The organism is Streptomyces hyaluromycini (assembly GCF_002217755.1).
GTDB classification, from domain to species: domain Bacteria; phylum Actinomycetota; class Actinomycetes; order Streptomycetales; family Streptomycetaceae; genus Streptomyces; species Streptomyces hyaluromycini.
Window position 1 is genome coordinate 591,516 of record NZ_BCFL01000017.1, and the last position, 22,868, is coordinate 614,383.

Consider the following 22,868-nt stretch of genomic DNA (forward strand, 5'->3'; position numbering starts at 1 on the left):
CGCGTGCTGTGCCCGGAGGTACGGGCGGACGGCGGGCGGGCGTTCAGTTCCGGGACGATCACCTGGACGCTCAGCCGGGGGTTGTGGTGAACACCAGGCGCCGGCCGGGCTCGGCGGGGGCGGTCCAGGCCTTCTCGATGTCGACGAGCGGCACCGGCTGCGCGTCGGCGGTGAGGGTGCCCCGGGTCAGTTCGGTCATCAGGGACGGCAGTTCGGCGACGATGCCGCGGGCGGTGACCGAGCCCTGGCCGCTGCCCATGAGCCGCAGGTTCGCCGCGCGCAGCACGGCGGAGGGGAGGGTGATCTCCGGGCCGGCCATGGAGCCGATCTGGATCCAGTCCAGCGGGGCGCTGCGGTCGGTGCGGCGGGTGAGCAGGGCCGGGAGGGCCCGCTCGGTGGGCGTGCCCCAGGTGTAGTCGATGACGACGTCGACGTCCGCGGCGGCCTCGCCGAGCCGGGCGTAGGCCTTGTCCTGGTCGCCGGCCAGGGACACCACGTCGGTGGCGCCGAGCCCGCCGAGCAGCTCCAGGCGCTCGGGGTCGCGGCCGGCGGCCACGACCCGGTCGGCACCGAGGTGCCGGGCGATCTGTACGGCCATCCGGCCGGCGTTGCCGGTGGCGCCGAGGACCAGGATGCTCCCGCCGGCCCGGAAGGTGATCCGGCGGCGCAGCGCCACCCAGGAGGACATGGCGGGATTCATCGCCGCGGCGACGGTCACCGGGTCGGCGCCGTCGGGCAGCGGGACCGCCCGGCGCGGGTCGAGGACCGTCCGCTCGGCCATGGTGCCGGGGTCCTCGTCGTCGGCCACGAAGTACACGACCTGCCCGTCCGGCAGCCGGCCCACGCCGTCGACGCCGGGGATCAGGGGGAGGCGGCCGTCGCTGGTGTAGTGGGTGCCGTCGGCACCTGAGCGGACCCGGGGGTGCAGACCGGCGGCGATCATCTCCACCGGCAGCTTGCCCGCCCCGGGCTCAGGGGCGGGGAACTCCTCGAAGCGCGGCGGGCACTCGAACGAACGGACCACGGCAGCGTGCATGACGACTCCTTAGTTCGTGACACCAATTAAATTAGTTCGTGTCACATACCACGTCAAGTAGTTGGTGACGCGTACCAATGCTCGTAGGATGGGGACCATGCAGAACAAGCCAACCGCCGAAACGGCGGGTGCGGACCAGGACATCGAGGACCTGGGACTCGTGGACGGCCTCGCCCAGCTGTCGTTCCTGGTGCAGGGCGTGCTCGGGAAGGTCGCGGCGGAACACGGACTGTCGGTCGTCCAGCTGCGACTGCTCGGCGTGCTGCGCGACCGCACGCCCGGCATGCAGGAACTCGCCCACCACCTCGGCCTGGACAAGTCCAGCATGACCGGCCTCGTCGACCGCGCCGAGCGCCGGGACCTGGTCCGCCGCACCCCCTCGGCGCACGACCGGCGCAGCTTCCTGGTGTCGATCACCCCGCAGGGGCAGCAGCTGGCCCGGCAGTGCGAAGTGCTCGCCGACCGGCAGATCCGCGGCCTCACGGCCCACCTCACCGACGCCCAGCGCGCCCGGCTCTCGCTGCTCGCGAGCGCGCTGGTCAACCACCACAGCCCGCTCTGAGCCAAGCCCCGGGGCCGCACCGGGGGCGATCATCCGAACAGGCGAAAGTCGCGGCGCCGGGCGCGTGGGGCCGCCTCCCGGGGAGCCGGTCGTCAGAGGATCCGAAGATGCGAACGGATGATCTACGGCTCCTCACCGCCGCGCTGGTGCTCCTCCTGACCGGCGCGTTCCTCACCACACCCGCCAAGGCCGACGAGCGCCCGGCGCACTGCGCCTTCGGCCGGCGCAGCGCTCCGCCGCCCACCGCCCACCGCGACGGTACCGACCGCACGGGCCGTATGAACGGCAGGGATCGCACCGCCCGCTGGACCGCGCCCACGGTCCGCTACCGGCTCTCCGCCCGCTACGCCGCCAAGGGCCACCTCTGGAAACACCGGCACACCGGCCAGGACTTCGCCGTCCACGCCGGTACGCCCGTGTACGCCGTCGGCCCCGGCCGGGTCGTGGCCGCGTCCTGCGGCGACGGGTTCGGCAACCAGGTCGTGTTACACCACCCCGACGGCTACTACACCCAGTACGCCCACCTGGCCGTCATCAACGTCCGCCCCGACCAGCGCGTCTCGGCGGGCCAGCGGATCGGCGCCGCGGGCTCCACCGGCAACGCGGACGGCCCGCACCTCCACTTCGAGGTCCGCACCACCCGGCACCCGGGCTCCGAGGTGTCGCCGCTGCCGTGGCTGCGGCACCACGGCGTGAGCGTGCCCGGAACGCCGCCCCCGGACCACCCCCACCACTCGCACCCGAGCACCCCGGCCGCCCCGGCCACCACGCCCGCGAGTGCGGCGCCGCAGGAGACCCCGGCGAAACAGTGGAACCCGGCGGTGCCGTGGGATCCGACGACACTGTGGGACCAGACGGCACGGTGAACCCGCCGGCACGGCGGTATCACGAGGGCAGCGCACAGGGTCACGGCATGACCACATAGCGTGGCCCCTGTGCGCGGAACGGACAGACTGCCTCCCATGGCACGTCTGAGGTTCCTGTGGGTCGCCGCGCTGGTCGCCCTCCTGCTGCAGCCCGTCTCGCGGCCCGAGACCCCGCGGCCCGCCGCGCCCGGGCCGTTCGGGGCGTACGTCGGGTACGGAGCGGACGGGGTGCGGCGGGTGGCGGCGCTCGGGAGCTGGCTGCGGGACGAACCCCGGGTCGGGCACACCTACCTGCCCGGGGACGTGTGGCAGAACATCGAGGGCGCCCCGGACTTCGTACGGCTGTGGGCCCGGTGGCGGCGGGCCGCACCCGACCGGCTCCTCGTCCTCAACGTGCCGATGCTGGAACACACCGAGGCCCACGTCCCGGACCCCGAGGTGCGCCGCCACCTCCAGCTCGGGGCGCGGGGGTTGTACGACGTCCACTTCCGTACGCTGGCCCGCAGGCTGGTCGCGGTCAGCGCGCCGGACACCGTCGTCGTGCTCGGCTGGGAGATGAACGGCGTCACCTACACCCATCGCTGCGGACCGGACCCCGTCGCCTGGCGGGCCTACTGGCGGCGGATCGTGACGGCCATGCGGTCGGTGCCCGGCGCCCGGTTCCGGTTCGACTTCGCGCCCAACCGGGGGCGGGACGCCATCCCCTGGACCGCGTGCTACCCGGGGGACGGGTTCGTGGACGTGGTGGGGATGGACGCGTACGACGCCCCTCGGGGGATGTCCTTCGCCGAACAGGTCACCGAGCAGTACGGGCTGCGGGCCCAGGTCGAGTTCGCCCGGGCCCACGGCAAGCCGGTCTCGTATCCCGAGTGGGGGCTGTACGAGAACGGGGACGATCCCGCGTATCTGCGGGGCATGCTGGACTGGTTCGCGAGCAACCGGCCGCTGTACCAGACGATCACCGACTACTGCCCGCACGGCGTGTGGAGCTGCCGGGGCAACCCCAGGTCCACGGCCGTCTACCGGTCCCTGATGAGGCGCTAGGAGTTCGCGCTGGACGGGCCGAAGAACTCGATCTCGGCGATGGCCACCTGGGTGCGGCCCGGCGCCCGGTACGACGACTCGATCGTGAAGCGGACGGAGACGGCGTCGGCGGCCCTGAGGTCGCGGGTCTGGCCGCCGGCCGCCTGGTCGAGGGTCACTTCGCGGGTCTCGGTCTTGCCGTCGGCGGTCTTGATGGTCGCCTTCAGGCGGTGCGGCAGGGCCGAGTTCTTCAACTGGTCGTTGTGGGTCGACTCGCCCGACGTGATGACGACGTTCAGAAGGCGGGTCGGTTCGTCGAAGTGCGCCTCCACCCACTCGCCCTCGCCGCCGCCGACGATGCCCGGGCCCCACCACGTGTTGTTCAGCTTGTCGAAGAGCAGGTCCGGCTTATGGCCCGCGTACGAGCGGGAGGCGCGGTAGCTGTCCGGGGAGACCTGGGCGCGCTTGGCGAAGTGGTCGCGGGTGGCGCTGATCGCCTTCGGCGTGTTGACCGCCAGGACCGTGACGCCGGTGAGGACGACGGCGGCGACGATCCAGGTGAGGACGCGGTCGAAGGTGCGGCGGAGGCGGGGGCGGTCGCCTGCCCACGGGGTCTCTCTGCGGCGGAAGTCGAAGATGCGGCGCCACCAGGGGCGGGGGGCCGAGGCGGCGGTGCCGGGGTGGCCGGCCATGGGCATGGCGCAGCGGGTGCAGAAGTGGCGGTCGGGGCGGTTGGGGGTGGCGCACCAGGGGCAGGGGGTGCCGCCGTGGGCGCCGAGGTCTTCGCCGGGGGCGCGGACGGCGGCGGGGCGTTGGGGGGTGGGGCGGCCGGGGAGGACCGGGGCGATGGGGTGGGGGGCCGGGGTGGGGGTGGGCTCACTCACCGGGATGAGGAGGCGGCGGGCCCTGTCCTGGTCGGAGGTGGGGGTGGGGGTGGGTTCCGGTTCGGGTGCGGGGTGCGGGGTGGGGGTGGGGATGGGGGTGGTTTCGGCTGTGGGTGACGTGGCGGTGAGTGGGGGCTGGTCGCGCTCACGCGGCGGTAGCCGCAAATCCGATTCAGCCCCGCGCCCCTGAAGGGGCGCTGTCGTCGCCGGTGCTGACAGGTCGCCGTGGGCCTGACGGGGCGCTGTCGTCGCCGGTGTTGACAGGTCGCCGTGGGCCTGACGGGGGGCTGCACTCGCCGTTGCTTCAAAGTCCCCGTGGTCGCCGTGGGACTCTGCCGGGGCTGTCGTTGTCGTTGTTCGGGTGTCTGGTTGGGGGAGGCCGGTGGCGCCGTCTCTGCGGGTGAAGGCGTCCCAGGCGGGGGTCGGGGCGGGGGCCGGGGTCTGCTGTCGGGGCTCCTCGGTGTTGCCGGCCCAGCTCAGGACCGCGCCGCAGGCGTCGCAGAAGGACTGGCCCGGTTCCGCGACCGTGCCGCACTCCGTGCAGTTCCGGTTGGTCGTCATCGCTGCGGGGTCCTTTCGGCGGACGCGGTCACCTGGACCGTGTACGGCATGTGAGCGGGGCGGGCGGCGGCCACGAGGTGTTCCAGGCGGACCTCGTCGGCCGGGGTGGGGGAGGGCAGCGTGAGGTGGACGTGGAGGTGGGGGCGGGGGGCGCCGGGGAAGGGGCCGAGCGGGCGGGCGTTCCAGTCGGCGCCGCCGCTCTCCGTGATGTCCGGGGTCACGCCGAAGGCCAGCCGGACCGTCTCGGACAGGCCGAGGCGGGTGCCCCGGATGCGGTGCAGGTAGGCGGCCGCCGCCACGGCCGCACGGAGCAGGGGTTCCGGTTCGGTGCCGTCCGTCTCGGCGCCGACCCAGGTGCCGAGCCATTCCGCGAAGTCCAGCGGGGCCAGGGCCGGGTCGAAGTAGCTGGGCAGGCAGTCGAGGACGTTCGGGATCGGGGCGATCACGTCGTCCAGGCCGGCGACGAAGCGCAGCGCCAGGTCGTCGTCGGCGAAGACCGCGGGAAGCATCGCGCCGATGGGCACGGAGGAGCCGAGGCCGTCGATGGAGCCTCTCAACGGACGCCTCCCGTCGAGCTGTTGACGGTCATTCGCCGATCACCCGGACCCGGTGGTCGTAGGAGAAGACCAGGGACGGGGCGTCCAGGTCGATGCGGTCGGTCGGGTCGCCGCGCTTGCCGGTGAGCGGGTCGGCGGGGTGGAGGACGACTTCGTCGACCAGTTCCACGCCGGGGACCCGTTGCAGCACCGCGAAGACCTCGCCCGACTGCACCGGGCGCCCGAACCGCCAGCCCTTGCCGTCCGCACCGCCGGTCAGCGGGTCGAGGTGGCGGTAGAGGGCGTCGTGGGCCTGGTGGCGGACCCGGTCGACGTCCACGCCGCGGAAGGCGTGCACGGTGGCGACGACCGTGATGCCCTGGTAGAAGGGCGGGCCGACCGCCAACCGGGTGCCGATCAACCGGCGTTCGTCCAGGTAGCGGGTGATGCGGTCCAGCAGGGCGTCGCCGGGGACGAGTTGCTCGAAGCGCAGCCGGCCGCCAGGGTCGGGGACCGCCTGGGGTACCACCAGGACCCGTACCGCGTACGAACCGTGCTCGCCCTCCTCGCCCTCCAGGCAGGTGATCCGGGCCGTCTCGGGGGCGGCGCGGCGGGCCAGCTCCTCGTAGTCGCGCAGGGTCACCGCCCGCTCCTGGGCGCGCAGCGTGATCGGGGCGCGCACCTTCGCCTCGGCGACCGTCTCGCCGTCCACTCCGCCGCGCGCCGCCTCCCGGTTGACGACGTCCGCGACGTACGGGATGGAGGACCGCAGGATCTGTACGGCCCCCCGGGCCACGTTGCCGTCCCGGCCGCCGCCCGTGCGGTAGCGGCGGGCCCGGACGACCGCGCCCTTCGGGGCCACCGTGCCGTACTGGCGCAGCGAGCCGTCCGGTTCGCGGACCGCGGGGCCGAAGGCGATGTCGCCGGTCGTCGCGTCAAGGGTGATGTGCCGGTCGTACGGCCCGGAGGCCGCGAAGTGCGGGACGACCTGCCAGTCCACCCAGCCGCCCTCGCCGTCGTGCTCGGCGGTCTGCAGGAGCAGCGGCGGGGTGTCCCCGACGACGGGGGCGTGGGCGAGCCGCAGGCGCTGGCCGGGCAGGCCGGTGGACTCGCCGAGCGCCTCGTCCTCGACGGTCTCCGCGTGGACGGCGGCCGTGGTGCCGCCCACCGTGCAGGCCTCGACGAACCGGACCGTCGGGGAGGTGGTGTAGAAGGGCTGGTCGGAGTGGGGTTCGGTGACCCGGCAGCGCAGCCAGCTCGCCTCCAGGCCGCCGTTGCGGGACAGCACGTGCCCGCCGGGGACGTGCAGCACGACCTCGCCGGGGCGGTTGAGGCCACCCGTGCCGTCCCGGTCGACCTCGCACTCCCGCCAGCCGTCCTCCGTCCACGCCTCCCACACCAGCGGGGGCTGCCGCGGGTCCACGCCGACACCGTCGACCCGGCTGTCCAGGTCCAGGGCGACCGCGCAGTGCGGAACGGCGGCGGAGAGGCCGAGCAGCATGCAGTCACCGGGGTTCGGCGACTCCGTGAAACACAACAGGTCCTTGCCCTCGGCGAGTTCATGGGTGAGGTCGACGACGGCCGCGCCGTGCTGCTGCCGCAGCAGGTGCCGCAACTCGCTCGGCACGATGGTCAGTTCGCGCTCGGTCGCGAAGACCACCGCCTCCTGCGTCTCGGTACGGCGGGTCGCCACCTCGGTGCCGACCGGTACCGGAACCGGGTCCTCCTGGGCCGCCGACAGCCAGAACGTGACCTCCGTGCGGGCGGCGGACGGCGGGAACAGCGTGATGCCGACCAGGTCGAGGAAGGCGAGGTGGTTCTTCTCCGGGACCCGGTTGAGGCGGTACACGAGCTGGTCGGCCATGTGCGCGACCGTCTCCACCAGCGTGATGCCGGGGTCGGAGACGTTGTGGTCGGTCCACTCCGGGGCGCGCTGCTGGATGTAACGCTTGGCGTCGTCGACGAACTGCTGGAAGCGTCGGTCGTCGAGGTTCGGGGAGGGCAGGGCCATCGGGATCAGCGGTCGCTTTCGGAGGAGTCCGAGGAGGCGGGGGGCAGGTCCGGCTCGTCGTGGGAGGGGATGACGTAGAAGGGGAAGACCAGGCTGCGCGGGTTGTTGGTGCCGCGGATCGAGTAGCGGACGTCGATCATCAGCACGCTCGGGTCGGCCCCGGTGGTCACCTCGACGTCCTCGACCTCGATCCGCGGCTCCCAGCGGTCGAGGCAGGCGTGCACCTCGTGCTGGATACGGCCGGCGGTCTGCTCGTTGACCGGGGCGAAGACGAGGTCGTGGATGGCGCAGCCGAACTCCGGCCGCATCGGGCGTTCGCCCGGGGCCGTGGAGAGGATGAGGCGGATGGCCTCCTCCACCTCCTTCTCGCCGCTGACCAGGGCGATGCCGCCGGTGGGCCCGATCCGCAACGGGAACGACCAGCCGGAGCCGACGAACTGCTCTGCCATCAGCCCCGCACCCGCCCCTCGGGGAAGACCCGCCGCCCGCTCACGGGATCACCATCACGGTCAGTCCGCCCATCGTCATCATGCCCAGGACCGGCACCTGGGGGGCCTGGATCCCCACGGTGGTGAGGGAGCTGATCGCGACGGCGGCGTTGCCGCGCAGCGACAGGGCGGCGTTCGCCATCACGTTCACGGCGGCGGCGTTCACGGTGACCGCGCCCGCGGGCGCCTTGATGTCGACGAGTTCCGCGCTCTGGATGGACAGCGGTCCCCCGCTCCTGAGGCTGAGCGCGCCGCCCGCCTTCAGGGACAGGTTGGCGCCCGCCTCGACCGACACCGACCTGCTGCCCTTGATGGAGACGCTGCCCTTGCTGTCCACGGTGATCTCGGTCTGCTGCCGGTCCAGGAAGACGGTGAGCTTGTCGTCGCCGCTGGCCAGCCGGACGCCCTGTTTGCGGCCCCGCTGGTCGAGCAGGTCCATGCGGTTGCCGACCCGGTCGGAGATTGTGTGCCGGGTGGCCCGGCCGCGCATGCCGTCGTGCAGCGGCACGTCCTTGACCCTGGTCGGCTTGTCCTTGCCGTTGTAGAGGCCGCCGATGACGTACGCGTGGTCGAGGGCGCCCCGGTCGAAGGCGACGAGCACCTCGTCCCCGACGTCCATCGGGAACACCCCGCCGCCGCGCACCCCGCCCCACTGCATGGTCCGGGTCCAGTCGCTGACGTAGGTGTCGTCCAGCCACGGGAACTTGAGTTTCACCCGCCCCTGCTGGAGCGGGTCCTGCACGTCGGTGACGAGGGCCTGCGCCACGCTGAGCTGCCGGTCGCCGCCGGCGTCCCCGCCACCGCCGGAGGCGACGCCGTACAGGGACCGCCACTGGCGGCCGCTGACGGTCACCCAGGTCTCGTAGTGCTTGGCGTCGCCGAAGACATGCCGTACCGAGGTGACCGTGTACTTCCCCTCGAAGGGGTCCCCGACGTCCGCGAGCGCCACCGGGACCCCGGGCCGCAGCTTCGGGTTGCCCCGCACGACCACCTCCACCTCGGCGAACGTCGAGGTGACGTCGTCGGAGAGGGCGTCGGCCGCGTACTTCACCTCGGACTGCTTGTCGTACGGCGTACGCGTCTCGACCAGCTTCGTCGTCTTGAACTCGCCGGCCGCCGCGCCCGGGGTGGTGCCGATGCTGTAGCCGGTGTTGGCGGCGGGGGTCACGGTCGCCGTGAGCGTCTTCTTCGTCCGTACGTCCCAGCCGCGCGACTCGACCTTGTTCACCTGGTCGGAGGCGGTGACCGCGGTGCGCAGCCGCAGGATGTCGTGCCCGGCCTCAAGGACGAACGGGCTCTTGTCGCCGTCGGTCTGCGGCGAGGGCGCCCCCGAGGCGCTCTTCTGCTTCACGAACTGGAACTTGCCGTCGGCGTCCACCGACATGACCATCTCGTTCTCGTCGGCGAGCCGCGCCAGGAAGTCCCAGTCGGTGACGTTCGACTGGCTGATGAACTCGTAGACGGTCTTCGTGGCCTGGATCCGCCCGATCGGCACGCCGTCCTGGGCGGCCAGCTTGCGGGCGATGTCGGATGCGGTCTGGTTGCGGTACGCGACGACGCGGCGCTGCCGCATCAGCCGGAACCCGTAGTCGTAGCCCCGGACCACCGCGTAGCTGCCGGTGCCGTCGTACTCGGCCTCCATCCCCGTGACCTCGCCGGTGAGCAGCGGGTCGCCGGTGCCCTGCCCGTCGGAGACCGGCGTGATCACCACCGGGGTGCCGAACTGCACGCCCAGCTTGCCCAGCAGTTTGCGGGCCGGATCCCGGAAGGTCAGCTGGAAGGCGGCGGGCACCCCGACGCCCTGGTCGACGTGGGCGTCGACGAGATACCGCCCGTACTCCGAGGTCGCGGTCAGCTCCTTGCCGCCGATGACGACCTTGATGACGTTCGAGAAAGCGTGCTTCACCATCAGGACCGCACCTCCTCGGCGGCCGGCAACACCAGTTCCGTCCCCGTGGGCAGCCACCCCGGGTCGTCGATGTCGTTCGCGTCCGCGATCGCCCGCCAGGCGGCCGCGTTGCCGTACTCCCGCCAGGCCAGCGACTGCAGCGAGTCCCCGGCGACGACCCGGTGCACGCGCTGCGCGGTGAGCGCCCCGGACGTCGGGTTCTGTCCCGCGGTCTTGCTCGGGATCTCGTGCAGCTGAAGCCGGCAGCTGGCCCGGATCGGCATCCCGCTCGTCCCGAAGAGGGAGTAGGAGACGTCCGCGGAGGCGACGTACGCCGTGAAGTTGGCCGTCGAGAACGAGCCCCACTGGAAGACCACCCAGGGCGGCGACGGCTGCTTGGCCGCGATGCTCTTGCTGGTGACCTCGCAGCAGGCCAGCAGCGACTCCACCTTCTTCATCACGTCGTTGCTGTCCGGGTCGTCGGACCTGTCCAGGAAGATCTCCACGCTCATCTCACGCGGATGGGTGCCGAGGAACTCCGGGAGCGCGCCGTCCCGTTCGATCGGCGCCGCCGACGACTTCCAGTCCGCCCGGCGGGCGATGGACAGCTGCGCCGGGTTGAACTCGAAGCCGAACGTCTTGATGATGCCGCCCGGGCTGGTGCTGGTGCCCACGGGCGGCTCGTGAATCGCGAGGGTGGCCCGCACGAGGCTCTTGCCGGCGCCCCGGCTGCTCCTGGCCATGATCTGATCCGCCTGCCTCTCCGTACGTCCGCTCAGTCCGTGAAGCCGTGGTGGGCGATCTCCAGGACCTCCGTGGCCACGGACGGACTGCCCGCGTCCAGGGACGGCCCCTGCCAGCTCACCGGCAGCACGTCAAGCAGCCCCCACCGGGCCACCTCCGAGCCGTCGGCGCGCAGCGCCGTGATCTGCCCGGTGGGCCGCTCGATCCCCGTCTGCACGGACGAGATCCACTTCGCGACCTTCGAGGTGTCCGGGGTGAGCGGGCGGGTCAGCCGGATGTGGGAGAAGGTGACCCGGGTCGGCAGCTGCCACACGAACCCGTTGTTCCCGCCCTCCTGCCGCTGCTCGATCTCCACCTGCGACGACAGTCCCTCGCACCCGTTGAAGTAGCCGAGGTCCTCGCCGTCGATGGAGAGGCTGAACCAGACTGTGGTTCCCGGGTCCTGGCGATCCATCGGGGGCCTTTCTGTGGAGTGGGTGCACTGTCGTCGTGATCAGTCGTGATCAGTCGTGATCAGGGGCGGAAGTCGCGGAGCTTTCCCACGCGTTCGCGGTCGCGGCGGAGTTCGGTGCGGACGTGGCGGGTGATCCGGTCGATGATCCGGTGGACCAGGGCGTCCACCTGGAACTCGGTGAGGGCACGCGGATCGAAACCGCCGCCCTCGACCGCCGTGTAGCCGGGCGGCGGATCGTCGGCGGACGAGGCGGAGGCGGAGTACCCGGGCGGCGGCGGGTCGTCGGCGGGCGGGGGCTGCCTGGACGTCTGGGTCCGGGGGGCCACGGCGCGCGCGGTGTGGGTGGTGCTGGTCGCCTTCTTCAGCGAGGTCGTGGGGTGGTCGACGGGGAGCGCGGTGGTGAGAGCGTCGCGCTGGACCGTGACGCGGCCGAGGGGGGCGACGGGGAGAGGGCTGGTGGCGGAGATCGGGGTGGTCGGGCGCAGCGGGACGGGCTGAGCGGGCGTGGGCGTGGGGGCGGTGGTGGCCGGCTTGACCGGCAGGGCGGCGGGCGGGGTTGCGGCCCGCTGTACGAAGAGGGGCAGGGGGGCCGCCGGTCCGGTGGCAGGCGGGACGTTTACCGGGAGGGGCGACTGTGCCCGGCGCTGCACGGCAGCCTGGCGGCCTCCGGGACCGGGCGTGGTGGGAGGGGCGGAGGAGGCGGGGGCGACGGTCCGCTGGACGAAGGGGGGAAGGGGCGAAAGCGGTGCAGCCGTCGCCGAAGTGCCCGACGTGGCGGGGCCGGGAACAGTGGGTGGCGGCGGCGTCGCGGGGCCGGTGGGTGCGGGCTGGGCCGGCTGGGCACGCTCGACCGTCGTCGTGGGCAGGTCCGGTGCCGAGGCCCGCTGTACCGGCCGGGGCGCTGCGGGCACCGGACGGGAAAAGGCGGCCGGCTGGTCACCCGCGGAACCACTCGACGGACCACCCGAAGAGCCAATCGCCGAACCAGCCGAAGAACCGCTCGACGAACCGCTCGACGCCGGTTGCCGCTGCACGGACGGCACAGCGGTGCGGCGGCCGGCGGACCCCGCGGCAGCCGGGCTCGCGGCGGGGCCCGTGAAGGGGGCGCCGAGGCCGAGACGGGGTGCGCGGGGGGTGGTCGTACCGGCACGCTGCACGGTGGCGACAGCGGGAGCCGGCGCCGGAGCGGGCCGGGCCGCCGCGGCCGGGCCCGCGGACGATGGGGCGGGTCCCCGCTCGCGCGGACCTGGCGGCGGTATCTGCGCATCCGGCACTGCAGCGGAGGAGGGCTGCGGGCCCTGCGTCGTCCGCCGCTGTACGGGCACCTCACGGCCACCGCTCCCAACCGCGGGCGAAAGCGGAGCGCCGAGGCCGGGGCGAGGGGCGTCCGCGGTCGTCGCGGCACGCTGAACGGGAGCCGGCGCGGAGGCGGGCGGGGCCGCCGCCGTCGAGGTACCGGCCACGGCGTCCCGGCCGGGCTCATTCGGTGGCATCGGCACGGCAGCCGGTACGGCTCCCGTCCCTGCCGGACGGGGCGCTTCCCGTACGGCATCGGTTGCGCCCGCGCCCTCCCTCGTCGTTCGCTGCACAGACGCCTCGCGGCCACCGTTCGCGGCCGGGGACACCGAGGGTCGCGCGCTCTGCGGGAAGGCCGAGGGGCGTGCGGCAGAGGGCGTTGCTCCCGCGGTGGGCGAAGCAGCCGTGACGGCCTCGGTGCCGGTGGCACCGGCGGCCGCCGTGCCGGTCCCGGGCGTCGGTGCCGAACTCGCCCCCGTACGACCGCTTTCCGGCGACGCCGGCGTGTGCCGGGCGGCCGGGCCCGTGACGGCACTGCGCTGCACGGCGGGTGCCCCGGGGCTGGCGGGCGGCTGCTCCGGGGCCGACGTCTTCTTGCCGGGCGACGCGGTCGGAGAGACCGGGGTACGGCCGCCGCTCACCGTCCGCCGCTGCACAGGGGCCTGCGCCCCGGCGCCGGGCATGCCGGAAGGCCCGCCGCTGCCCGGGGGAGCGGCGGGCGGGGTGGGCGTGGAAGAGACTGGAGGGGGTGTCGTCGTAGGAGACGCGGAGGCCGTACGAGCCGTGGCCCCGGGCGACACGGGTGCCGGGGCCGTACCACCGCCACCGCCACCGCCGGAGGACGCCCCGGCCGGAGCCGGACCTGTCGTGCTGGGCCGGGCTGTTGCCGGTCCGCCACCGGACGCGGACCGCTGTACGGCGGCAGGTGCCGGCGCCCGTCCGGGGGCAGCGCCCCGAGGAGCGCGCGGAGTCTGGCCGGAGGAGGTGCCGCCGTCACCGCGCGGGCGCGACCAGCCCCCGCTCACCCGCACCGGATCCCCGCCGCCGGCCGCCTGTTCTACGACCGTGTCCCGCGCCGTTCCGGCCCCCGCCCGGTCACCCTCGCCCGACGCCGGTACCGCGCCCTCGGCGGCCGTCACCCGCGGCGCCGACGGCAACGTACGCCGCTGCACAGCCGTCACCGACGTGCTCGCCGGTGCCTTCGTCAGAGCGCTACGGAGCGGCTGGACGGGAGGTGCCGGCGCGACGCGCGGACCGGTGGCCGGAGCCGGAGCGACCGGAGTCGGCTGCGGTGCCCACGCCACCGGCACCGCTGCCGAGGAGGCCGAGGAGGCGGTCGTCGGCGTGACCGACCGCTGGACGGCAGGCGTCGCCCGCTGCCCCTCCCCCTCCGGGACGGTCGACGGAGCCGACGGGAGTGTCGCGCCCGGCGCGCTCTTCCCGTTCCGTGCCGCTCCCGCCGTCGCCCCCGGCGTCCGCGCGGCCGCACCACCCCCGCGCCGTCCCGCCAAAGGCACCCGCTGCACCGCCGGCGCCACCGAACCAGCCGACCCGGCCGACCCCACAGACCCGGCCGACCCCACAGGCCTGGCAGACCCCACGGACCCGGCCGACCCCACAGACCCGGCCGACCCCACAGGCCTGGCAGACCCCACAGACCCGGCCCGTCCCGCAGACCCGGCAGAGACCGCAGAGCCCGCAGAGACCGCCGAACCGCCCCCGACCGCCCGCAACGGCACCACCGGCACCGACGCCCTGCGACCGGCCGTCGGCCCCGCCTGCCCCGCCGCTCCCGTCGGCCTCGCCAACGGCAGTGCCTGCACGGGGCGTTCGAGGCCGGACACGGCCCCTGCCCCCGCTCCGGGCGTTCCCGCGAGGCCGCCGCCGGCCAGGCGGGCGCTGGACTCGCCGTCCAGGACGGCGTGCGAGCGCGTGGCCGTGAACGACGGGTTCTGCCAGGTCGGCAACCGGCCGCCGAACCCGGCGTCCGCGACCGGCCCGCCCGTCCCCAGCGCACGCTGGATCGGCGGCAGCCCGGACCAGGCCGCCGCCACCACGGGACGCGGCACCTCCGCGGGAGCCTCGGGCGCGTTGCCGGACTCGTCGGCCTCGGGCCCCCGTCCGCGCCCCCGCATCCGATCCCACAGCCCCACCCGTCAGCCCTCCGCCCCGGCGGAGGCCGCCGCCCTGGTCACCAGGGACGCGATCTCAGCCGTGTAGCGGCGGCGGTCGGCGTGCTCCAGGTCCAGGATGTCCTCCAGGTTCCAGTGGAAGTGGTAGGCGACGTACGCGATCTCCTCGTGCAGCCGGTCGGTCGCGTACGTCACGATTCCCCCAGGCGGCTCCCGCCGAGTTCCACTTCGAAGGGCTCGGAGCAGTGCGGGCAGTTGACCGCGGCCCGGGTGTGGCCCTCCGCGTTGATCTGGCGGTAGAAGTCCTGCAGGAACGCCAGGTCGGAGGCGAACATGTTCTCCACGATCCCGTCGTGGACGAGCGGGAGCGTGCCGAGGCGGGTGATGACCCGGCCGAGGAGCACCACCGACAGGAACGCGGGGTTCTCCTGGACGCGGACGTCCCGGAGCGGGATCAGCTCGTCCCGCGCCGTCGACAGGCGCATCACGCCGTCGCGGTGGACGGTGCCCTGCTCGTCGACGTACCCGCGCGGAAGCTGGAACGGGAACTCCGTGCGCAGCACCTCGACGGGCGCCTGCGGTTGCTGAGGGGCCTGGGGCGCCGGCTCCTCCGGTGCGAGCGGCGCGCCCACGCCCCCGGCCCTGACAGCCGAACGCCTCATTACTCGATGACCAGTTCTTCGAACGTGATGGTCACCGTCTCGGTCAGCGCGGACGCCTCGCCGGCCTTCACCGTGCTGGTGTCGATCTTGCTGCACCAGGCGTTGCGCAGGTTGTAGCGCTTCACCGGGTTGTTCTCGAAGTCCATCATGATGATGGAGGCGTTCTTGCGGGCCGTGGTCATCTGGCCGTTGATCGACTCGTTGATCCACTGGGTGAACGACGAGGACTGGGTCATACCGCGGACGACCGTGCAGGTGCCGTTCTTCTTCACGCCCGGCAGGTTGCGGACGTGGTTCTTCCCGTCCGGCGTGTTCTGCTGGTAGGTGATGACGTCCTGCTCCATCGTCATGCCGCTGACCTCGGCGAGGTACTCGACCATCACGCCGTCGATCTGCAGGCCGAAATTGTGCGATGTGAGGGCGTCACCCGGCTGGAGTGTCATGTGTTACTGCCCGTTCTTCTCAAGATTCCTGGGAAACAAGGGGGTGGGGACCCGGGGTCCGCTACTCCTGGAGCTCGCCGCTGCCGCTGCTGAACTGGGCCAGCCGGAAGATCACGAACTCGGCGGGCTTGACCGGGGCGATGCCGATCTCGCAGATCACGCGGCCGACGTCGACCGACTCCGGCGGGTTGGTCTCCTCGTCGCACTTGACGTAGTACGCCTCCTCGGGCCGCTGCCCGAACAGGGCGCCGCTGCGCCACTCGTTGACCAGGAAGGCGGAGATGTTGCGCCGGATACGGGCCCAGAGGTTGTGGTCGTTGGGCTCGAAGACCACCCACTGGGTGCCGATCAGGATCGACTCCTCCAGGTAGTTGAAGTACCGGCGGATGTTGAGGTAGCGCCAGGCCGGGTCGGAGGAGAGGGTGCGGGCGCCCCAGATGCGGATGCCGCGGCCGGGGAAGGCGCGGATGCAGTTCACGCCGATCGGGTTGAGCAGGTCCTGCTCGCCGCGGGTGATCTGGAGCTCCAGGTCGACCGCGCCGCGGATGACCTCGTTCGCCGGGGCCTTGTGGACGCCGCGCTCGGCGTCGTTGCGGGCCCAGACGCCGGCCACGTGGCCGGACGGCGGGATCAGCCGGGACTGGCCGGAGGACGGGTCGAAGGTCTTGATCCAGGGGTAGTACAGGGCCGCGTACTTGGAGTCGTAGCCGGCCGTCTCCTGGCGCCAGACCCGGATCTGGCGGGCGTTGAGGCCGGGCGGCGGGTCGATGACCGCGACCCGGTCGCCCATCAGCTCGCAGTGCGCGATCAGGCCGAGCTGGACGGCCTTGACCTGCTCCAGGTCGATCGCGCCGCGCTGGTAGGCGGCCATCAGGTCGGGGACGGCCACCATGGACACCTCGTCGACGGCCTCCAGGCCGCCGAAACCGGTGCGGTCGGCCGAGTCGCCGAGGTACTCGGCGGGGCCGGGGTGGGAGCCGGCGTCCGCGACGGGGGGCGCGGACGCCGGCGTCTGGGCGGGGGCCGCGAGGGCCACCGTCTGGTTCTCCGGACGGGCCAGCTGCGCGGCGGGCGCGGCCTCGGTCACGGTGATGAGCCTGGAGCGCTCCTTGACCTGCGTGACGACGTAGTTGCGGCCGCCCTTCTTCGCGGTCACGTCGAAGGTCTCGGCGGTCTTGCCGCCGTCCTTGACGACCAGCTTGAAGCGTTCGGCGGGGCCCTCGCCGTCCGGGTCGGCGACCTCGACGCTCAGGTCGCCGGAGGCGATGGCGCTGACGCTGAAGGTGCCGAGCGGCCTGGCCTCGCCGGGCGGCAGCGCGGCCGGGGCGGCGGAACCCCGCAGGGCGGCGGGGGACTTGGCCTCGCCCCCGGCGCCCTCGTCGGTGCCGCCGACGCGGACGACGTACGCCGCCGAGCCGCCGTTGTTGAAGAAGCCGTAGACGGAGTGCGCGAGGTAGTACCCGTCGGTGAACTCACCGAAGGACGCGACGTACTGCGTCCAGTTGGTCACGAGTGTCGGCTCGTTCAGCGGACCGGTCGGGGCCAGGCCCACGAAGGCCGCCACCGACGTGCCCACCCCCTCGATGGGGCGCGAGCCGCTGGCCACCTCCTCGACGTAGACGCCGGGCGACAGGTAGGACGGCATGCTCTGCTCTCCTCGGGGTACGAGACAGGAACGCTTCCCACCCTCGCGCGCGAGCGTGTCCGCCGAAACGGCCGCCGGTGCCCGGGCCCGGGCACATCTGTTGCCCCCAAGGGCAGCCCTGAGGGCAGCCGGTCGCCGTACGTCGCTGGTCACCGGGGAGAGAGCACCTCAACTCCCGTTCGTTAACCGGTCCGTTCAGCGGCTGTCGTCTTGTGGACCCGTCCTGGTCACGCGTTATCCTGCGCGGCCAGGCGGGCTGCGTCCCGTCACGGGCGCCCGCACGCGCCACCAGGACGACGCGGACGGGGCCCCTCGGCTCCCGCCGGGACGGGAGTGCGCGGGATGCGGTGGACACGGAAGCCGGTGCCGGGCGACGGCGGGGCGAGCGGAGCCGGGGTGAAGCACACCGGCCAGGGCGGCGGCGACGGCTTCTCCCGGCGGCAGCCGTCGCTGTCGGGCGTGCGGGGCGGGCTCCCGGCCGCCGTCGAGATGCAGAACCTGCAGAGCACGGCGGGGAACGCCGCCGTGGCCGGCCTGGTCGAAGGCGGCAGGCCGCCCGTCCCGACCCGCACTCCGCCGCCCGTGCCCGCCGAGGCCGGGCAGCAGGGGCCGCTCACGCTTCCCCCGTACCTGAGGTCGATGACCTCGGCGGGCCTGTCCACCGCCTCCCGGCTGACCGGCCACCCGTTCGTCGCCGCCGAGGTGACCCGGGTCACCGGGCAGGACGGCGCCGAAGTGGAGGAGATCCAGCAGGAGCTGGCGGGACGGCCGGAGACCTTCTACGGCCGCGGACGGGCCTTCGCGGTGCGCGGGGCGAACGGGGCGTCGTACGACGTCACCGTCGCCATCAGGGCGCGGGACGAGGAGGACGCGGCCGCGCTGTCGTTCGCGGACAGCGCCCAGGGCGAGGACGCCGACACCAAGGTCGACCATCTGCACAACTCGGCGGGCACGGTGGCCGCCGACACGGTCCGCGCCCGTCAGTGGGGCACCAGCGCCTCCGGAACCGTCCTGGTCCCGACGCCCACGCCCGGTGTCCTGGGCGGCGCGCAGCTCGCCGCCGGGGCCGCCCTGACCTCCACCCAGGACACGCACTCCAACCGCACCGTGTCCGAGCCCCGGACCTTCCGCAGCGGCGGCGGCACGGTCACGGCACCGCGCCGGGTGAGCTTCGTCGTGCGGATCAAACAGCACAGCGCACGGGGCCGGCATGTCGCGAGCGGCGACGGCAGCCTCGTGATGCGCGTCCCGCACGAGCACCTGGTGCCGCACGGCACCGCACGGCCGGTCCCCGGGCCGGAGCTGAGCGAGGAGCAGGCGACCTCCGTGCGGCAGGCCGTGTCCATGGCGGCGCTGGCCGTGGAGGACCCCGGCGGCCCGCACGGCGGCGGAGGCGGTCTGTTCGACACGGTCGCCTCCGTGCTCGCGCCGTCGGTGACCGCGCCCGGCGCGCCCGGCCGGGCCCGGCTGTTCCGGGCCACCTCCGGCACGACCGTGCTGCAGGACCTGCCCCGGCTCCTCGCGGGCTGGGTGCCCGGCGAGGACCTGCCGGCCAAGGACGGCAGTGCCGCGAGCGCGTACCGGATGCGCGCCGACATCGTGTCCCTGACCCCCGGCTGGGGTGCGGGGCAGACCCAGCTGCGCACCCACCAGCAGAGCGCGCACGGCGCGGGCCGCACCGGCTCGAAGGGCGCGAGCGCGCTGTTCGGGGCCGGTCCCGCGGTCGCCGTCGGCGCCCCGGGGGCACCACCGGTGGCCCGGTTCCAGGGCATGGGTTCCGTCGCTCTGAAGAACGCCCGGTTCTCGTCGTCCGACCAGACCGTGGCCACCCGGAAGGGCGCCGAGATCCGCGGTGACAAGGTGCTCTACCTCGGCCGGGTCCGGCTGACCGTGCAGGGCCTGGGGCCCGCGTCCCCCGCGCAGCGGCTGCACCCCGGGCTGCGCACGGCCGAGCACACCCTGGAGAGCTGGGTCAGCCTGAACGCCCGGGAGGCCCGGCACATCGGGCTGCCGCTGCCGGAGGGCACGCAGGCCGACCCCCTTCACCGCAAGCCCACCGAGACCGCGCCCGACGGAACCGAGCGCGAGGCCGAACGCCACCTGCCGTTCGGTGCCGTCGGCAACAGCGTCTCCCTCACCCACCTGGACGTGCGCCCCCTCGTCGAGGCGCTGGAGCGGCTGTTCGCGTCGCAGCCCGAACTGGCGGGCTACCTCCCGGACTTCGGCACCGGCGACCGGTCGCGGGGGAAGATCCCGGACCCGGAGGAGGCCGAGGCGCGCATGCGCAACTACCGCGAGCTGGTCACCGTGCTCTCGGAGACCAACCTGCGGGCGAAGAAGAACCAGCTCCTGGGCGCCGGCGTCCCGGTGCGGCTGCGCCGGAAGTCCACGCTGCACTCCCACGACGTGCAGGTCCGGGTGCGCGGGCGGATCGGCGAGCTCACCTATCTCGGCGACACCGACAACTGGCTGGTACGCAGCAGTTCGGGCGTCGCCTCCGGCGGGCAGACCGGCCGCTCCACCGCCCGCAGGGCCGGCGCGCAGGGCAGCGTCAACGTAACCCCGCTGCCGGGCGCGCTGTCCTTCGGCGTCACCGCCAACGCCGCGGTGGAGAGCGCGCGCCGCGTCCAGGGCGGGCCCGCGGTCCGGGGCGACTCGCTCAACAGCGGTGACGTGACGACGAGTACGTTCGGTACCCGGCTGATGCTCGACGCCAAGGTCACCATGACCACGCGGGAGCGCACCCTGAAACGCTCCCTCACCCCCGGCAGCCCTGGCCGCGAGCAGCCCGAGGCCCGGGCCGTCGCCTCGCTGGGCGACCTCGACGCCGCCGTACCGCAGCACTTCGACGGGAGCGCGGAGGGGCAGGACGTGGAGCTGAGCACGCCCGCCGCGCTCACCGTGGGCGCCGACGAGCACCGCAGGACGGCCGCCCGGCGGTCCAGGCCCGCCAGGTTCCACCTCGCCTCCGGGGCCACCGGTATCCACGACCTGCTCACCCGGCCGCCCGGTGCGGACACCGAACGGCAGGTACGGGACTGGGACTTCGTGGAGACCGTCGGCGACGGCGAACAGTTGCGGCAGCTGGCCTTCCGGCTGCTCGCCCTGGCCGCGCGCAAGGGCGACCGGGACAAGCCGGGCGACACCGCCTACCAGGCGGAGGGCCTCGCCCCGCGCCTGGCGCTGGAGGAGCGGCTCGGCCCGGAGGCCGTCACCGCGGCCCTGCGGCAGGCGACCCGCACCGGCTGGGTGGTCGGCGACCTGCGCCACGCCCGGCGCGCGGCCGCGCTGAACGGTGCGGTCGGCACCCGGCTGGCCCTCACCGGTCCGCGGGTCCTGCACCGGCGGCCGGAGCAGAGCGGGGCGGGCGGGGCCGGCGTCGAGAACATGGTCCTGGGCGGCCATCAGGCGTCGGGGCAGCACGCGTCGACGAAGAGCAAGGCGGTGACCTTCAACGGCACCGGGTCGGAGCGCGGCTCGGGGTGGTCCCTGGCCCAGAGCGTGTCGCCCGCCTTCGGCCAGGCGACGACCACGACCGACACCTCGACGACCGGCGGCACGATCGAACGCAACTCCGTCCATCCGCGCTCCAGGCCGCTCTACCTCGTCCAGTGCGACCTGTCCGCGTGGATGGTGGCCGAGGTCGCGGTGAACGGCCGCGGCCCGTACGCGATGTCGCAGCGGCTGACGGTGCCGGGCGCCGTCGGACTCTGGCTCACCGAGCCGCAGTTGCGGAAGGCGGGCCTGCGGACGCCGGAGGAACGGGCCCGGGAGCAGGAGCAGGCGCTGGCGGAGACCGCGGCGAAGTGGCGGCCGGCGCCCGGCGACCCGGCGGCGGGCACCGCCGATCCGGGCTCGGAGTCCGGACCGCGGCAGGGAATGTCGGAGAAGGCGAGGGGCAAACTCCCGGAACGGGCGCAGGGCCGGCTCCCGGAACGGGCGCAGGGCTCCGGTGGCCGGGACGCCGGCGGGCAGGGGCAGCAGGCCGGTTCGACCGCACCGCCGCGGGACGTGTCCGGCGTACCGGCGCTCGCCGCGCACCTCCCTCTCGGGGCCGGCCTGGTCGACGGCATGCCCGACTTCGTGCCGCTGCTCGGGCGGCTGCGGGCGGCGGTGCGGGACCGGGCGCTGGCGGAGGACCTCCTGCCGGCACGGGTGCTGGACGACCGGTTCGAGAACGTGCAGCGGCTGCTGCGGGTGCTGGACCAGGACGGCGCGGTGGGCCTGCTCGCCGGCGCCATGGACGGCGGCGTTCCCGTCGAGCTGCTGCGGAACAGTTCCGTCCCCGGCCGTCGGGCCACCTCGTACTGGGCCGTCTTCCACATCCGCCGCACCGGGCCCGGCACGGTGGCCGGGCCCTCGGGCAACGACCGGGAGATGGAGTTCGCGACCGTCGCCTACTCACAGCGTGCGACCAGCAGCCAGGAGAGCCTGACCAGCGGAGTCGACGCCTCGCTGACCGGTGCCGGCAAGCCGCACGACGACCTGGTCGGCAGCGCGGGCGCCGTCGCGGGCCCCGGCATCGGGAAGACCACGTCGACCAGGCAGGCCGCGTCCGCCCGGACGCAGACCGGGCTGCGCACCATCGTGGACACCGAGGCGAACTCGGTGAACGTGACGGTCCCCTTCCAGGCGGAGCTCGAACTGCACTCCGCCGACGGCCGGCTGGCCTCCGTGACCCTCGACGGCTCCTTCCTGCACCGCGTGCTCGACAACGACCTGAAGGCCGTCGCCCGCGCCCGGCCGGAGCGCGCCGCGGAACCCGCCCGGGGCAGCGCGGCCCCGGTGCGCGACGCCACTGCCGCCGCCCTGGCCGCGTGGCGTGCGGACGGCACCGAACTGCCCATGGAGGCACAGGTCAACGGCTTCCGGGGCGCACCGCAGATACGGGAGCTGATCGGCCGGGCCATGACGCAGGCACACGCCGGCACCGGCTTCCGGAAGGCCGGTGACGCGGCGCACTACGCCCAGCGGGAGGCGGTGTCCACCGAGTGGCTCACGGCGGCGCTGCCCCTCCTGGTGTCGGCCGGTGCGCAGCTGCCGCCGGTGCACGTGTCCGGCGTGGAGGGCCAGGACATCGCCTGCTCCCTGCACGCGCGGCTGCGCGACGGCGAGATCCTCGGCAGCGGCGACAAGATGACCTTCGAGACGGTCGCGCAGAGCGGCCCCGAGGGGCGCCCGGCGGCCACCGACGCACAGCACGCCTCCCACCACGGCCGTTCCGCGCACGCCATGGGCGGCGAGGGCCCGGTCCGCGCCGACTACTCGGGCATGAACAACGTCCCCGGCACGTACGGCCGCGACGGCGGCCCCACCGACGCCGCGGACAACGCCTCCGGCACGGTGCCGCTGCAGAAACCGAAGGCCGCGTCGGTGCTGGTGCAGTTCACCCTGCAGGTCAGGGCCGTGGCCCGGGTGCGGCAGCGGCACACCGGGGCGCTGCGGGATCCGGCGCGGGCGGTCGGCGTGCAGGACCACACCCTCACGTACCCGGTGGTGATCCGGATGCCCGAACCGGCCGTACGGCGCATGGCGGCCGCCGCGGGGGGCGGGCACGCGCCGGCCGACCCGCATCGCGTACTGGCCGCGGCGGACGGAGAGTCCTGAGGATGTTGCCCCCGAGGCTGCCCGAACGTC

General features: G+C 73.9%; 18 protein-coding genes. 5 read left to right on the forward strand and 13 right to left on the reverse strand.

Annotated elements, in window-relative coordinates; translation table 11 throughout:
- Positions 1-70 precede the first annotated feature (70 nt).
- Entirely contained in the window at positions 71-1,036 is a 966-nt protein-coding gene (locus SSP29_RS10620) for a quinone oxidoreductase family protein (protein WP_089100293.1), read from the reverse strand.
- Between the two features lie 97 nt (positions 1,037-1,133).
- Between SSP29_RS10620 and SSP29_RS10625 the strand changes: the two genes are divergently transcribed.
- From SSP29_RS10625 to SSP29_RS10635, 3 genes are all read left to right on the forward strand, one after another.
- Positions 1,134-1,598 carry a MarR family winged helix-turn-helix transcriptional regulator gene (locus SSP29_RS10625; RefSeq protein WP_089100294.1) on the forward strand — a complete coding sequence of 155 codons (465 nt, stop codon included), beginning with the start codon at positions 1,134-1,136 and terminating at the stop codon, positions 1,596-1,598.
- Positions 1,599-1,705: 107 nt separating this feature from the next.
- Complete coding sequence (locus SSP29_RS61150; protein WP_089100295.1) at positions 1,706-2,464, forward strand: M23 family metallopeptidase; 759 nt, start codon at positions 1,706-1,708, stop codon at positions 2,462-2,464.
- Between the two features lie 96 nt (positions 2,465-2,560).
- Positions 2,561-3,508 carry a glycoside hydrolase family 26 protein gene (locus tag SSP29_RS10635; RefSeq protein ID WP_089100296.1) on the forward strand — a complete coding sequence of 316 codons (948 nt, stop codon included), beginning with the start codon at positions 2,561-2,563 and terminating at the stop codon, positions 3,506-3,508.
- Here the strand turns inward: SSP29_RS10635 and SSP29_RS61535 are convergent.
- The 8 genes from SSP29_RS61535 to SSP29_RS52320 form a co-directional block, all read right to left on the reverse strand.
- Positions 3,505-4,371 (reverse strand): NADase-type glycan-binding domain-containing protein, encoded by an 867-nt coding sequence (locus tag SSP29_RS61535; RefSeq protein WP_107436170.1) that lies wholly within the window; start codon positions 4,369-4,371, stop codon positions 3,505-3,507. The two genes, SSP29_RS10635 and SSP29_RS61535, sit on opposite strands and share 4 nt — an antisense overlap.
- A 557-nt stretch (positions 4,372-4,928) precedes the next feature.
- Positions 4,929-5,489, reverse strand: a complete 561-nt coding sequence (locus SSP29_RS10645) for a phage tail protein (RefSeq protein ID WP_150133913.1) — start codon at positions 5,487-5,489, stop codon at positions 4,929-4,931.
- A gap of 28 nt (positions 5,490-5,517) precedes the next feature.
- Positions 5,518-7,479 carry a putative baseplate assembly protein gene (locus SSP29_RS10650; RefSeq protein WP_089100298.1) on the reverse strand — a complete coding sequence of 654 codons (1,962 nt, stop codon included), beginning with the start codon at positions 7,477-7,479 and terminating at the stop codon, positions 5,518-5,520.
- Positions 7,480-7,484: 5 nt separating this feature from the next.
- Positions 7,485-7,928, reverse strand: coding sequence for a GPW/gp25 family protein (locus SSP29_RS10655; protein ID WP_089100299.1), 444 nt, complete (start codon positions 7,926-7,928; stop codon positions 7,485-7,487).
- A gap of 40 nt (positions 7,929-7,968) precedes the next feature.
- Entirely contained in the window at positions 7,969-9,876 is a 1,908-nt protein-coding gene (locus SSP29_RS10660) for a VgrG-related protein (protein ID WP_089100300.1), read from the reverse strand.
- Positions 9,876-10,598, reverse strand: a complete 723-nt coding sequence (locus tag SSP29_RS10665) for a CIS tube protein (protein ID WP_089100301.1) — start codon at positions 10,596-10,598, stop codon at positions 9,876-9,878. Before SSP29_RS10665 ends, SSP29_RS10660 begins: the two co-directional genes overlap by 1 nt.
- Positions 10,599-10,630: 32 nt before the next feature.
- Complete coding sequence (locus SSP29_RS10670; RefSeq protein ID WP_089100302.1) at positions 10,631-11,053, reverse strand: phage tail protein; 423 nt, start codon at positions 11,051-11,053, stop codon at positions 10,631-10,633.
- Between the two features lie 59 nt (positions 11,054-11,112).
- On the reverse strand, positions 11,113-11,703 hold the full coding sequence (locus SSP29_RS52320) for a hypothetical protein (protein WP_089100303.1): 591 nt from the start codon (positions 11,701-11,703) through the stop codon (positions 11,113-11,115).
- A gap of 1,036 nt (positions 11,704-12,739) precedes the next feature.
- Between SSP29_RS52320 and SSP29_RS58405 the strand changes: the two genes are divergently transcribed.
- Positions 12,740-14,569: a hypothetical protein gene (locus SSP29_RS58405; RefSeq protein WP_150133914.1), complete on the forward strand. Its 1,830-nt coding sequence runs from the start codon at positions 12,740-12,742 to the stop codon at positions 14,567-14,569.
- On the opposite strand, the gene SSP29_RS58410 is transcribed toward SSP29_RS58405, so the two are convergent.
- From SSP29_RS58410 to SSP29_RS10700, 4 genes are all read right to left on the reverse strand, one after another.
- Positions 14,506-14,676: a DUF6760 family protein gene (locus SSP29_RS58410; RefSeq protein WP_089100305.1), complete on the reverse strand. Its 171-nt coding sequence runs from the start codon at positions 14,674-14,676 to the stop codon at positions 14,506-14,508. The genes SSP29_RS58405 and SSP29_RS58410 overlap by 64 nt on opposite strands.
- Positions 14,673-15,143, reverse strand: coding sequence for a hypothetical protein (locus SSP29_RS10690; RefSeq protein WP_089100306.1), 471 nt, complete (start codon positions 15,141-15,143; stop codon positions 14,673-14,675). Before SSP29_RS10690 ends, SSP29_RS58410 begins: the two co-directional genes overlap by 4 nt.
- On the reverse strand, positions 15,143-15,586 hold the full coding sequence (locus SSP29_RS10695) for a phage tail protein (protein ID WP_089100307.1): 444 nt from the start codon (positions 15,584-15,586) through the stop codon (positions 15,143-15,145). Before SSP29_RS10695 ends, SSP29_RS10690 begins: the two co-directional genes overlap by 1 nt.
- A gap of 61 nt (positions 15,587-15,647) precedes the next feature.
- On the reverse strand, positions 15,648-17,231 hold the full coding sequence (locus SSP29_RS10700; RefSeq protein ID WP_089100308.1) for a phage tail sheath subtilisin-like domain-containing protein: 1,584 nt from the start codon (positions 17,229-17,231) through the stop codon (positions 15,648-15,650).
- 342 nt (positions 17,232-17,573) lie between these two features.
- Between SSP29_RS10700 and SSP29_RS10705 the strand changes: the two genes are divergently transcribed.
- On the forward strand, positions 17,574-22,838 hold the full coding sequence (locus SSP29_RS10705) for a hypothetical protein (RefSeq protein WP_089100309.1): 5,265 nt from the start codon (positions 17,574-17,576) through the stop codon (positions 22,836-22,838).
- Positions 22,839-22,868 lie beyond the last annotated feature (30 nt).